We start from the raw sequence: 12558 nt of genomic DNA, 5'->3' as shown, positions 1-12558 counted from the left end.
GGGGGGCGGGGGGCGGCCCCCCCGGCCGGCCCCGGCCCCCCGCCTCGCGGGACATCGGTCAGGCGGAGACCCGCACCCCCAGGTGGATGACCGAGTCGTCGGCGAGAACTGTCTGATGGGCCATGCGCAGTTCGAGACCGGGTTCGATGCCGAGCTCCTCGATGAGCTGCCCACGGGTGCGGCGGTAGGAGGCGAGTGCGTCCCCGCTGCGGCCGCTGCGGTGCAACGCCACCATCAGCCGGGCGCAGAAGCCCTCGTTGAGCGGGTCCTCCACCACCAGCCGGCGCAGCTCACCGACGAGTTCCAGGTGGCGGCCGAGCTGCAGATCGAGGTCCACGCGCCGTTTGAGGGCGGTCATCCACGCCTCGTCGTACTGAAGGGCTGTGCCCGCGAGGGCCGCGCTTTCCCGCAGGTCCTCCAGTGTGAGCCCGCGGCGCAGCGCGAGTGCCTCCTGATACTGCTTGGAGGCCAGTTCGTGGTGGCCCGATTCCGCGGAGTCCGCGGCCAGCGCGCAGAGCCGGTCGAAGCACACCGTGTCGAGGATGCCGTCATTGACCTGCAGCTGGTATCCGGGGGCGCGGGTGCGCAGCGTGCACCACCGGCCGTCGAGATCGTGCCTGATGAGGAACTTGCGCAACTGCGACACGTACACCCGAAGCGCCGCGAGCGCGGTGGCCGGCGGCCGGTCGCCCCACAGCTCCCTGATCAGTGCCTCGTTGGAGGCGGTCGCGTTGGGCCGGATCAGCAGCGTGGCAAGGAGCTGGCGCAACTTGCGCTGTGGAAGCGGGACTTCGACCGAGTCGACGACGACCTCCAGTGGCCCGAGGAGCCGAAGAGCGACCTTGCGCGGGGCGATGTCCTGTACGCCGCGACCCGGGGCACGCAGCTCCGTCAGCACGGTCATGCCGGGACCTCCAGACGAGGGTGGGCGCTGCGGAAGAAGGCGAGCGGCTCGGCATCGCGCAGCAGGCCGAGGTCGACGACCTCTCCGACCACGATCTCGTGGTCCCCTCCCGGGAACATGGCGTACAGCCGGCAGTCGAGGTAGGCGAGCGCCTCGGTGAGGACCGGCGCGCCCGTCTCCGCGTCCTGCACGGCGAGGTCGTCGAAGCCGGCGGTGTCACGACGGGCGAACGCACGGCACAGAGCGGCCTGGTCAGCGGCCAGAATGTTGACGGCGAAAGAGCCCGATTCGCGGATGGCGGAGAGTCCCCGAGAGCCGCCATGGAGACAGAAAAGCACCAGTGGAGGGTCCAGGGACACGCACGTGAAGGAATTCGCGGTGAGCCCCATCGGTTCTTTCTCGCTGTCCTGACAGGTAATCACCGCGACACCGGTGAGAAACCGGCCGCAGACCTCCCGGAGTGCTGCCGCGTCCACGTTCGCGGCATGCTTCTCCTCGGCTTCCGAAACGATCAGGCTATCCACAGAACCCCCTAGGAATGACCGCGCCCGCCCGTCGTCGCGGAGTACTGCGCGAGCCGGGAACCAAGGCGGCACGGATAGGGCGAGCGTAGCGAGGCGGTGTTGCTGCTGCCTATGGCCCGTGGGACGAGAGGGGGCGTACTTTCGGCTGAATACCGTATCCGGAGACAGCTCAATCGCGCGGAGAAGACCCAGGTCACCGAGTGATCCCCTGATCACCTGCGTCGGCTTTTGGCCGCTCGGACTGGGCAATCCAGGAGACCTTCGCGGGCAGCTGCGTCCACTGTCCGCCCGGTTCGGGTGCAGATGCCCGCACCCGTCCGCAGGCCAGCCCGCCACCTGCTCCGCGACGGTTTTTCCCGGCCCTCATCCCCGCTTTACGTCAGCGGGTGAGTCTGATTCGACCGCACGCAGAGCGGACCTACCCGGAACGGAAGGAAAGCAAATGCGCAGCACCCTCATCGTGGCCCGCATGAATCCGAACGCCGCGGCTGATGTGGAGCGTATCTTCGCCGAATCCGATGCCGGGGAGCTGCCCGGCCTGATCGGGGTGAAGGAACGCAGACTTTTCCGATTCCACGATCTCTACATGCACTACATCGCGTCCGACGACGAAGTACGCGATTCCATCGAGGAAATACGCGGCCACGCGCTCTTCACCGGCGTCAGCGAGCAGCTCAGCGCACACATCACGGCCTACGACCCGCGGACGTGGCGCGGCCCTCAGGACGCCATGGCGGACGAGTTCTACACCTGGCACGCGGACAGCTGATCTCCGGCACGGGAGGCGCGCGCGCCGGCGACGACGGGGTCTCCGGACAGGGCGCACCGCAAGTGCGGGACAACGAGAGGAGGCTGGCGTGGCCAGCAACCGAATGACGAAGATCGCGGCGAAGGACATCGAGCCCAACCGGCGCCGGGGCGGGGATCTGCGGACGCTGCTGAGCCCGGCCACGGCGGGCACCACGTCGGGGTTCATGGGGGTGCTCACCCTGGAGCCCGGCGAGGTGGTCACCGAGCACTATCACCCGTATTCCGAGGAGTTCCTGTACCTCGTCAGGGGCGCCATCACGGCGCTGGTCGACGGCGAGCCGGTGCCCCTCGCGGCCAACGATGCGCTCCATCTGCCGACCGCCGTCCGCCACCGGCTTGAGAACCACGGCACCGAGCCCGCCTTCATGGTGTTCCAGCTCGGTCCCCTTGCGCCACGTCCCGAGCTCGGCCATGTGGACACGGAACCGTTGCCGGAACAGGAGTCCGTATGAGTGCCCGGAGGGTCGTGGTCACCGGCATCGGAGTGGTGGCTCCGGGCGGTGTCGGGGCCAAGGCGTTCTGGAAGCTCCTGACCGAAGGCCGTACGGCGACCCGCGCCATCTCCCACTTCGACGCATCGGCCTATCGGTCCCGGATCGCCGCTGAGGTCGACTTCGACCCGGCCGCGGCCGGGCTGAGCCCGGCCGAGACCCAACGCATGGACCGCTGCGCGCAGTTCGCCGTGGTCGCCGCGCGTGAAGCGCTCACCGACAGCGGTGTCGAGCCCGAGGACATGCCGCCGCATCGGATCGGGGTGTCCATCGGCAGCGCCGTCGGCTCCACGGTCACCCTGGAACAGCAGTACGTCCGCGTGAGCGGCGGCGGCAGCCGTTGGGTGGTGGACGCCGAGGATCCGTATCCGTATCTGTACAGCGCTCTCGTGCCCAGTGCCCTGGCAGGCGAGGTCGCCTGGGCTGCCGGCGCCCAGGGCCCGGTCCGGGTGATCTCGACCGGCTGCACCTCGGGCCTGGACTCGGTGGCGCAGGGGGCCCAGTTCATCGAGGACGGGGCCGCCGACGTGGTGGTGGCCGGCGCGACCGACGCGCCGATCTCCCCCATCACCGTGGCCTGCTTCGACGCCATCAAGGCGACGTCGCCCAACAACGACGACCCGGCGCACGCCTCCCGCCCCTTCGACCGTGACCGCGACGGTTTCGTGCTCGGTGAGGGCGCGGCGGTGCTGATCCTGGAGGAGGCCGAGGCTGCCCGCCGCCGCGGCGCCCGCGTCTACTGCGAGGTCGCGGGCTACGCACAGCGCAGCAACGCCTTCCACATGACGGGGCTTCGCCCCGACGGCGAGGAGCTGGCCGAGGCGGTCCGGTTGGCACTGGGCCGTGCCCGGCTGGCGCCGGAGGCCGTCGACTACGTCAACGCGCATGGCTCGGGCACCCGGCAGAACGACCGCCACGAGACCGCCGCGTTCAAGAAGACGCTCGGCGAGCACGCCCACCGGATTCCGGTGAGCTCCATCAAGTCCATGGTCGGGCACTCACTCGGCGCGATCGGCGCGCTGGAGCTCGCCGCCTGCGCGCTGGCCATCGAGATGGACACCGTGCCGCCGACCGCCAACCTCCACCACCCCGACCCTGAACTCGGCCTGGACTATGTGCCGTTGACTGCCCGCCCGCACAGGACGGACACCGTGCTCAGCGTCGGCAGCGGCTTCGGCGGCTTCCAGACGGCGATGGTGCTCACCGCACCCGGACCGGAGATACGCGATGTCTGACACGACGACGGCAGCCCGCAGGGCGGTGGTCACCGGGATCTCGGCGATCGCGCCGGGCGGCTGGGGCACGGAGGCCTTCTGGCGCAATGTGCTCGAGGGCCGCAGCACCCTCGGCCCCGTGACGCACTTCGACGCGGAGCGGTTCCCCGTCCGGGTGGTCGGGGAGGTCTTCGACGACGAGGTGCTTCCGGGCGTCGATCCCCGGCTGGCCGTGCAGACCGACCGGTGGAGCCAGTTCGCGCTGCTGGCCGGCGAGGAGGCGCTGGCGGACGCGGGGGTGCGCCCCGGGACGTTCTCGCCCTACGACATCGGGGTCATCACGGCCTCCTCCTCAGGGGGCAACGCGTTCGGGCAGCGGGAAATCGAGGCCCTGTGGTCGAAGGGTCCGCGCCATGTCGGCCCGTACCAGTCGATCGCGTGGTTCTACGCCGCCACCACCGGCCAGCTCTCCATCCGGCACGGTGTCAAGGGCCCCTGCGGAGTCACCGTCAGCGAGCAGGCCGGCGGCCTGGACGCCATCGCCCAGGCCCGCCGCACCGTCCTGCACGCCGACGCCAGGCTCGTTCTCACCGGTGGCACCGAGGCACCGCTGAGTCCGTACGCACTGACCTGCCAGACCACATCGGGGCGGCTGAGCGCCAGCGCCGACCCGGATCGCGCCTACGCCCCGTTCGACGCCGACGCCTGTGGTCATGTGCCCGGCGAGGGCGGCGCACTGCTCGTGGTGGAGGACGAGGACAGCGCCCGCGAACGCGGCGCCGAGCGGCGGTACGGCGAGATCGCCGGCCATGCGGCCACGTTCGATCCGGCGCCCTCGATCGCGGCCGGACACGGACACGGCGGACTGCGCCGGGCCGTGGAACTCGCCCTCGACGACGCCCGGGTGCGGCCCGACGAGGTCGACGTGGTCTTCGCCGATGCGGCGGCGACTCCCGAGCTCGACCGCGCCGAGGCGCAGTGCCTGGCCGAGGTGTTCGGCCCTGCCGGGGTACCGGTCACCGCTCCCAAGGCGTGCTACGGACGGCTGTATGCGGGCGGTGCCCCGCTCGACGTCGTCACCGCCCTGCTGTCCCTGCGCGAGCAGGTGATCCCACCCACCGGCCCGGGCGTCGTACCGGACCCCGCCCACCGTCTCGACCTCGTGACCGAGCCCCGGCAAGTCGCTCTGCGCACCGCCCTCGTACTCGCGCGGGGGTACGGCGGGTTCAACTCCGCCCTTGTCCTGCGGGCGTCGGCCTGATGGCGCCCCTGTCCGATGTTCCCCACACCACTGCGAAGGGACCGGCTGACATGACCGTTCCGCCTTTCACGTACGAGGAGTTCCTGACAATCGTCCAGCACTGCACCGGGGTTGCCGTCGAGGAGCTCCAGGTGGACGACCCGGCGGTGACCATCGAGGACATGGGAGTGGACTCCCTGGGCCTGCTCAATGTGATCACCGAGGTGGAGAACCGCTACGACATCCGGCTGGACGCCGAGGGTGTCACGTGTTTCCCCGAGATCCACTCCCTGATCAACGAACAGCTGCGGCCCGCCGCGGCCCGTACCGAGAACAAGATCGTCATCGACGCACCGTTCGCCCTGGTGTGGGAGACCACCAACGACGTGGCGAACTGGCCCCACCTCTTCAGCGAGTACGCCTCCGCGGAGATCCTGCACCGCCAGGGCGACACGGTGCGTTTCCGTCTCTCCCTGCACCCCGAGCCGGACGGCACCGTGTGGAGCTGGGTCTCCGAGCGCGTCATGGACCGTGCGAACAGGTCGGTCCGGGCCCACCGCGTCGAGACCGGGCCCTTCGCCTTCATGAACATCAACTGGTACTACCGGCAGACCGCCGCTGGTGTGGAGATGCGCTGGGTGCAGGAGTTCCACATGAAAAAGGACGCCCCCGTGGACGACCCGGCGATGGTCGCGCGCATCAACAAGAACTCCAAGATCCAGTTGGCGCTCATCAAGGAGCGGGTCGAGGCAGCCGCCCGCGGGCGCGCCGGAGCGGCGGTCGCGCGATGACGAACGTGGACTTCGCACTCAAGGGCAGGCATGTCCTGGTCACCGGCGGCGCCCGGGGCATCGGCAGGGCCACGGTGCTCTCCCTGGCCGCGCAGGGCGCGTCGGTGACGGCCTGTTACGTCAACGAGAGCAAGCAGGTCGAGTCGCTGCGGCGGGAACTCACCGAGCAGGGGGCACAGGGCACGCTCGTGCGCTGCGACATCACGGACCACGAGCAGGCCGAGCGGCTGTGCGCCGAAGCGCACGAGACGTACGGCGCGATCGATGCCGTCGTCAACAACGCCGGTGTCATCAGTCACCTGCCGCTGGAGAAGCTGGCCCCCGACGAGTGGCACCGGATCCTCGACACCAACCTCACGGGGATGTACCACGTGATACGCGCGACGCTGCCGTACGTCGCCGAGGTCGCCTCGATCGTGAACATCAGCTCGGCCGTCGCACACCACGGCATGCCGGCCGCCGCCCACTACGTGGCGTCGAAGGCCGGCGTGATGGGGCTGACCAAGGCCCTGGCCAAGGAGTTGGGCCCGCGCGGCATCCGCGTCAACTGTGTCGCCTCCGGCCTGGTCGAGACCGACCAGATGAAGGCCGTCACAGCCGAGGGGCGGGCCCGCTACGAGCAGATGATCGCGCTGGGCCGGCTCGGCCGCCCCGAGGAGATCGCCGAAGTGGTGCTGTTCCTCGTCTCGCACGCCGCCCGGTACATCACGGGCGCCACGCTCGACGCCGACGGCGGCATCTGAGGTATGGGGCCGACCATGCTGGTGCGCACCGTACTGGAGATGACGGTCCGTGAGGGCTGCGGGGACGAGTTCCGCGCGGCATGGCTGGAGACGGCTCAGATCGCGGCAAGGCTGCCCGGCAGTGTCGCCCAGACGCTGCTGCGCGATCCGTCCTGCCCCAACACCCATCTGATCATGGCTGATTGGGCCGACCACCGAGCCCTGGACGCCTTCCAGAAGAGCGCCACCCGTCAGGAACTCAGCGTCCGTCTGGAGAAGTTCCGCGAATCCGCCCACAAGCGCGTGCTCGAAACCGTCGAGCACGTGTCCGCCCACCACACCGTGTGAGAGGTGATCCATCGTGACCGTACGCGTCATGGTGTCGGCCCGTATCGAGGACAAGGACCAGGAGGCGTTCGAGGAGGCCTACCGTTCCGTCACATCCGTGGTGCGCGGCACGCCCGGCCACCTGAGGGACGAGCTGCTGCGCGACGCCGAGGAGCCCGGCCGCTACATCCTGCTCGCCGAGTGGGAGAGCGAGGAGGCCTTCCGCACGTGGGAGGACGCCCCGTCGCACCGTGAGATGGCCGCGCCGATGTTCCCGTACTGGAGCGGGGGCGGCATCGAGCGGCGGATCTACGATCTGCGCACCCGGATCGACGGCACGCCGTCCCGCGCCTGAGCGGGGCGGCGACCATGGCGACCATCGGCAAAGCCCTGGTGATCGGCGCCGGCATCGGCGGGCTCACCACGGCGGCGGGACTGCTGCGCCAAGGCATCGAGGCGGAGGTGTTCGAGGCACGTCCCTCTCCAGGGCGGCTGCTGTCCGGAGGCGGCTTCATGCTCTGGCACAACGCTTTCCTCTCCCTGCGCAGGATCGGGCTCGACCAGGCCGTCGCCGCCGACTCGGTGCGGATGCGGTTCCACGAGTTCCGCTCCGACACCGGCAAAAGGCTGGCGCGCTGGAAGCTGGACGGACCGACGGAGAAGTGCGAGGCACCTGCCTGTGCCCTGCGCCGCTCCTCTCTGCACAAGGTGCTCACCGAGGCCGTCGGCGACCACCGGATCCGGCTCGGCGCCCGGATGACGGGCTACACCCAGGACGCCGACGGCGTCACCGCGCACTTCGCGGACGGGTCGACGGCCCGCGGCGATGTGCTGATCGGCGCGGACGGACTGCGCTCGACGGTTCGCGCGACGATGCGCCGGGGGTTCGAACCACCCCCCAGGTACGCCGGTTACACCGCCTGGCAGGCCATCACCCGCCTGCCCGGCGAGTCCTTGGTGCCCACCGGCACGTTCTTCAATCTCTGGGGAAAGGGCGGTCTGCGCTTCCTGTATTGCAGGCTGAACGAGAACGAGGTCTATTGGGACGCCATCACCAGTGACCGTGCGGCCGCCCGCATCGACACCGTCCAGCACACCCGCGGTGCGGCGCTGGCGGCGGCGTACGACCAGTGGCCCGACCCCGTCGGACGGATCATCGCCTCGACCGAGGAAGAGGCGATCCTGCCGGTGGCGATCCACGACCGGCCGCCGGGCGGCGGCTGGAGCCAGGGCCGGGTCGTGCTCATCGGCGACGCGGCACATCCGATGACGCTCAACCTCAGCCAAGGCGCGGGTCAGGCGATAGAGAGCGGCGTGGTGCTGGCCGACATGCTCGGGCGCGGCGAGCGGGCGGCGGTCCCCGAGACCCTTCGCCGGTTCGAGGCCGCCAGGCGGGAACGGTCGGCGGACATGGTCAGCACCTCGTGGCGCATCGGCACGCTGGGGCTGGTCCACAGTGCCCTGCTGTCCCGGCTGCGCGACCTGATGATGTACGCGTTCTTCGACTCCGTCGCCAAGGGCCAGAGTTACGGGCTGATGCTGGACGGACGTCTGGAGCGCGCCCCTTTGCCGGTGGCTGCCGGGCGGTCCGGCCTCGGGGCGGGGTGAGGGCCCGTCATGCTGGTCGCCTCGCTGGCCGCTGTCCTGGTGCTGTGCACCGGTGTTCTGGCCGGCGCGCTCATAGCGGTCGAACAGGCCGTGGTGCCCATGCTGTTGAGTCTGCCCCGGCAGACCTGGTCCGATGTGCACCGGCGTCTCGACCCCGGGTTCGACCCCTTGATGCCGACGGTCAACAAGGTCGCCCTGGCCGCGGGGCTGGGTCTTTCGTTCCTTGCGCCGGGAGCGGACGCGAAGGCCGCCTTCGCGTCCGCCCTGGGCGCGGTGGTCGGAGTCGCGCTCGTGTCCGAACTCCGCAACGTGCGGATGAACCGGCGTATCGACGCCTGGGCCGAGGCCGGCGAGATCCCGGGTGGGTGGGGCGCGCTGCGCGAGGCCTGGGCGCGCGCCAACCGTCTGCGCACGGCCTTCGCGGTTCTCGCCTTCTGCGCCGCGCTGTGCGGCTGCTGGCTCGCCTGGGCGTGAGTGCCCGTATCCGACACCCGCCGTCCGTCCCCTAGCCGAGGAGCTGATCCCATGGATGTCACAGACACGGAGCGAGAGACGCCCCCTCCCGTTCCCGCAACCACCGGGCAACCGTCCGGATCGCACGAGTTCGCGGGCAAGGTGGCCCTGGTCACCGGGGCCGGCCGAGGCATCGGAGCAGTCACCGCGCGGCTGTTGGCCTCCCGCGGCGCGCACGTGGCCGTCAACTACCACAAGAGCGCGGAGCGGGCTCAGGAGGTCGTGGAGTCCATCGTGCGCCGGGGCGGCCGTGCGGTGGCGCTGCAGGGCGACGTCACCGACGCGGACCAGGCCGGCGCGCTGGTCGCCGACGCCACCGCGGAACTGGGTCCTGTGGACGTACTGGTGCTCAACGCGTCGGGTCTCGGCGCCCACGAGGCGGCCATCGCCCCGGCCACGGAACTGGAGTGGGAGGACCTGGAACGTGTGGTCACCCAGCAGCTCAAGGCGCTGTTCCTGACCACCCGCGTCGTCCTGCCCGGCATGATCGCGCGCGGGAGCGGCTCCGTGGTCGCGGTCGGAGCGGCCCTCGCCCGCAGACCGGCGCCGCGTTTCCTGCCGCTGGCCGTCGCCAAGGCGGGCCTGGAGGCAGCAGTGCGCACGCTGGCGCTCGAGGTCGGACCGCACGGCGTGCGCGTCAACGCCGTGGAGCCCAACCTCATCCTCACCGAACTCGCCCACCACATCCCCGAGCAGCAGCGACGGGCCGCCGCCGAGCGGGCCGCCCTGCGGCGCAACGGGACGCCCGAGGACGTCGCCGAGGTCATCGCGTTCGTCGCCTCGCAACGGGCCTCGTATCTCACCGGCAGTTGTCTGCTCGCCGACGGCGGCACCGCGTTCGCTTGATTCCCACCCCGCCGCCAGTGGGTTTTCCGCTCCTTTATCACCACCTTTGCAGCCGCTGTTCTCCTGATCAGCGGCCACGTCCGACGAAGGACGACCCGATCGAAAGGAACGTGGAATCGTGTCCAAGCCCGAATCCAAGCCCGAACGGAAAGTAGTCAGCAGGGACGACGTCGAGCCCGTGTGCTGGTTCGGAGAGGAGGGCCGCTTCCTGCTGCGCAAGGAGGACACGGGCGGCCTGTACAGCTTCTACCAGATCACCACCCGCCCCGGCAGTGGTCCCCCGCCGCATGTGCACGAGACGGCCGACGAGGCGTTCTTCGTCAACAAGGGCCGCTACGAGTTCGAGGTCGGCGGCGTATCGGAGGTCGTCACCGCCGGAACGGTCGTCTTCGGCCCGCGCGGCGTACCGCACCGCTTCCTCAACGTCGGTGACGAGCCGGGCGAGTTGCTGGTCATCGCCACTCCCGGCGGTGTGGAGAACTTCTTCATCGGGCTCTCCGAACTGGTCGCGAACGGCCGGCCCGACTGGACCAAGATGCAGGAGCTCGCCAACGAGCACCAGATGCGCGGTTTCCAGCCGCCGCCCGGTGTCGGCGGCGACGTTCCAGGCCCTCCGCCCGGTGTCCGCGGCGACGTGCCCGCCACCGCGCACGGAACCCGCGGCTGACCGAACCCGCACGCCGGGGGCCCGTGCTCCCGCCCCTCGATCGCCGGCACCTCTGCTCGGCGTGGACCGGCGAGAACCGGCCGGGGACCGCGGAACACCCGCGGTGCCCGGCCGTCCCCGTCCCAGCACACACGAGCCACACCAGGGAGGACACCATGCCCGGACACCACCCACGACCGCCATCCGGCATGCCCCGCCGTCATGACGTCATCATTCTCGGATCCGGCATCGCCGGATCGACCCTGGGCGCGATCCTGGCGAAGCAGGGCGTCTCGGTCCTGCTCGTCGACGGCGGGACGCATCCCCGATTCGCCGTCGGTGAATCGACGACCCTCTACACCCTCAAGGTGTTCCGGCTGCTGGCCCGCCGCTACGGCGTGCCCGAACTGGAGCCCCTCACCTCCTATGAGGGCTGCCGCGACGAGATCGCCCCGACCAGCGGTACAAAGCGGCACTTCGGATTCATCCGCCACGAGGAGGGCAAGGAGCCGGATCCGGCGGAATTCCTGCAGTTCAGCCCACCGTCGAAGGTCCTGCAGACCAGCCACCTCTTCCGCCAGGACACCGACGCATACCTCTTCCACACCGCCATCCGCTACGGATGCGAGGCTCGCCAGGCATTCGCGGTCGACGAAGTGGAACTCGACGACGACCACGTCACAGTGGTGGGCGCGAACGGCGAGCGGCTCGAGGGCCGATATCTGGTCGATGCCAGCGGCTTCCGTTCCCCGCTCGCCCGGCAGTTGGCCCTGCGCCGACCGCCGGAGGCCGTCAAGCACCACTCGCGCTCGATGTTCACCCACATGATCGGGGTCAGACCGACGGACGAATGTCTGCGGGTGGGGCCCGAGGACGCGCCCCCGATCCCCTGGGTGGAGGGCACCATGCACCACCTCTTCGAGCGCGGGTGGTTCTGGTCCATCCCGTTCAACAACGGACCCGGTTCGAAGAATCCGCTCGTCAGCGTCGGTCTCACACTCGACGAACGCCTCTACCCCAAGGCCGATGACCTCTCCCCGGAGGAGGAATTCCGGCAGTTCGCGGCTCGGTTCCCCGCGGTGGAACGGCTGTTCACGGATGCCCGGACCGTTCGGCCGTGGGTGTCGGCCGGCCGCATCCAGTACGCCTCCGAGCGGACGGTGGGACACCGCTGGTGCCTCATGTCGCATGCCGCGGGCTTCATCGACCCGTTGTACTCCCGCGGCCTCACCAACACCGGCGAGGTGGTCAACTCCCTGGCCTGGCGACTGCTCGACGCACTGGCCGACGACGACTTCGACGAGGAGCGCTTCCGCTACGTCGACGAGCTCCAGCAGGGTCTGATCCGCTACAACGACGAGCTGGTCAACTGCTCCTTCGTCGCCTTCTCCGAGCACTCCCTGTGGAACGCCGTCTATCGCGTCTGGTGCGCCGCCGAGGTCCCGATCAATCTCCGGTTCGACCGGTTCACCGAGCGCTACATGGAATCCGGCGACGAAGGAGTGCTGAGGGCAATGGAGAAAGCCGCCTATCCCGGCCTTCCCGTTCCCGGATCACACGGCTACAAGGCGCTGTTCGACGAGATGGTGCGGCTCTGCGAGGCGGTTGACCGAGGCGGCCTCGCCGCCGCCGACGCGGGTCGGCAGCTGATGTCGACCGTGACGAACTCCCCCGTGGTCCTTGACCATGTGGGGCTGCGCGATCCGGCGTGCCGGTTCGTGTACCCCAAGCCGGAGGACCTGCGCCGGATGGCGAACTGGCTGCGTCACGAGGGACCGGACGAGCTGCGCTACCTCACCACGGGTGTCGACGTGCACGGGATGCCGCTGGCCGAGGCGGACGAGAGAACGCCCGTGCCGCACTGACCCACACCCCGCACCGGCGCCGGGACGGGCGGCCCCCACGGATGTGTGGGGGCCGCC

At 70.0% G+C, this 12558-nt stretch carries 15 protein-coding genes and 1 pseudogene; 14 read left to right on the top strand and 2 right to left on the bottom strand.

Annotation, left to right across the window (positions count from 1 at the left end; translation table 11 throughout):
- Positions 1-58 precede the first annotated feature (58 nt).
- Together ACFQ7F_RS42070 and ACFQ7F_RS42065 are read right to left on the bottom strand one after the other, a co-directional pair.
- Entirely contained in the window at positions 59-904 is an 846-nt protein-coding gene (locus ACFQ7F_RS42070) for a BTAD domain-containing putative transcriptional regulator (RefSeq protein WP_383283529.1), read from the bottom strand.
- A complete protein-coding gene (locus ACFQ7F_RS42065; protein ID WP_383283538.1) occupies positions 901-1380 on the bottom strand; it encodes a flavin reductase family protein in 480 nt (159 codons plus the stop codon). The genes ACFQ7F_RS42070 and ACFQ7F_RS42065 overlap by 4 nt, the downstream gene beginning before the upstream one ends.
- Positions 1381-1870: 490 nt before the next feature.
- Between ACFQ7F_RS42065 and ACFQ7F_RS42060 the strand changes: the two genes are divergently transcribed.
- From ACFQ7F_RS42060 to ACFQ7F_RS41995, 14 genes and pseudogenes are all read left to right on the top strand, one after another.
- Positions 1871-2197 carry a TcmI family type II polyketide cyclase gene (locus tag ACFQ7F_RS42060; protein ID WP_383283526.1) on the top strand — a complete coding sequence of 109 codons (327 nt, stop codon included), beginning with the start codon at positions 1871-1873 and terminating at the stop codon, positions 2195-2197.
- A gap of 103 nt (positions 2198-2300) precedes the next feature.
- Positions 2301-2690 (top strand): cupin domain-containing protein, encoded by a 390-nt coding sequence (locus ACFQ7F_RS42055; protein WP_383283535.1) that lies wholly within the window; start codon positions 2301-2303, stop codon positions 2688-2690.
- Complete coding sequence (locus ACFQ7F_RS42050) at positions 2687-3964, top strand: beta-ketoacyl-[acyl-carrier-protein] synthase family protein (protein WP_383283523.1); 1278 nt, start codon at positions 2687-2689, stop codon at positions 3962-3964. Before ACFQ7F_RS42055 ends, ACFQ7F_RS42050 begins: the two co-directional genes overlap by 4 nt.
- Positions 3957-5204: a ketosynthase chain-length factor gene (locus tag ACFQ7F_RS42045; protein ID WP_383283520.1), complete on the top strand. Its 1248-nt coding sequence runs from the start codon at positions 3957-3959 to the stop codon at positions 5202-5204. Before ACFQ7F_RS42050 ends, ACFQ7F_RS42045 begins: the two co-directional genes overlap by 8 nt.
- Positions 5204-5431 (top strand): annotated as a pseudogene (locus ACFQ7F_RS42040) (acyl carrier protein); the annotation flags it as partial. The gene ACFQ7F_RS42045 and the pseudogene ACFQ7F_RS42040, both read left to right, overlap by 1 nt.
- 57 nt (positions 5432-5488) lie before the next feature.
- Complete coding sequence (locus tag ACFQ7F_RS42035) at positions 5489-5974, top strand: SRPBCC family protein (RefSeq protein ID WP_383283532.1); 486 nt, start codon at positions 5489-5491, stop codon at positions 5972-5974.
- Complete coding sequence (locus ACFQ7F_RS42030) at positions 5971-6717, top strand: SDR family oxidoreductase (RefSeq protein WP_383283517.1); 747 nt, start codon at positions 5971-5973, stop codon at positions 6715-6717. Before ACFQ7F_RS42035 ends, ACFQ7F_RS42030 begins: the two co-directional genes overlap by 4 nt.
- A gap of 15 nt (positions 6718-6732) precedes the next feature.
- On the top strand, positions 6733-7044 hold the full coding sequence (locus tag ACFQ7F_RS42025; RefSeq protein WP_383283514.1) for an antibiotic biosynthesis monooxygenase family protein: 312 nt from the start codon (positions 6733-6735) through the stop codon (positions 7042-7044).
- 13 nt (positions 7045-7057) lie between these two features.
- Complete coding sequence (locus tag ACFQ7F_RS42020; RefSeq protein ID WP_383283511.1) at positions 7058-7378, top strand: antibiotic biosynthesis monooxygenase family protein; 321 nt, start codon at positions 7058-7060, stop codon at positions 7376-7378.
- Between the two features lie 14 nt (positions 7379-7392).
- Entirely contained in the window at positions 7393-8631 is a 1239-nt protein-coding gene (locus ACFQ7F_RS42015; protein ID WP_383283508.1) for an FAD-dependent monooxygenase, read from the top strand.
- Between the two features lie 9 nt (positions 8632-8640).
- Positions 8641-9105, top strand: a complete 465-nt coding sequence (locus ACFQ7F_RS42010) for an anthrone oxygenase family protein (protein ID WP_383283505.1) — start codon at positions 8641-8643, stop codon at positions 9103-9105.
- Between the two features lie 51 nt (positions 9106-9156).
- Entirely contained in the window at positions 9157-9990 is an 834-nt protein-coding gene (locus tag ACFQ7F_RS42005; protein ID WP_383283502.1) for an SDR family NAD(P)-dependent oxidoreductase, read from the top strand.
- A 118-nt stretch (positions 9991-10108) separates the two neighbouring features.
- Positions 10109-10657 carry a cupin domain-containing protein gene (locus tag ACFQ7F_RS42000; RefSeq protein WP_383283499.1) on the top strand — a complete coding sequence of 183 codons (549 nt, stop codon included), beginning with the start codon at positions 10109-10111 and terminating at the stop codon, positions 10655-10657.
- Positions 10658-10812: 155 nt separating this feature from the next.
- Complete coding sequence (locus ACFQ7F_RS41995; protein WP_383283496.1) at positions 10813-12501, top strand: NAD(P)/FAD-dependent oxidoreductase; 1689 nt, start codon at positions 10813-10815, stop codon at positions 12499-12501.
- The last annotated feature ends 57 nt before the right edge of the window (positions 12502-12558 follow it).

The sequence above is a fragment of the Streptomyces sp. NPDC056486 genome, from assembly GCF_042795295.1.
GTDB lineage: Bacteria > Actinomycetota > Actinomycetes > Streptomycetales > Streptomycetaceae > Streptomyces.
Note: the sequence above shows the minus strand (reverse complement) of the source record. Positions and strands in the feature narration are given on the sequence as shown.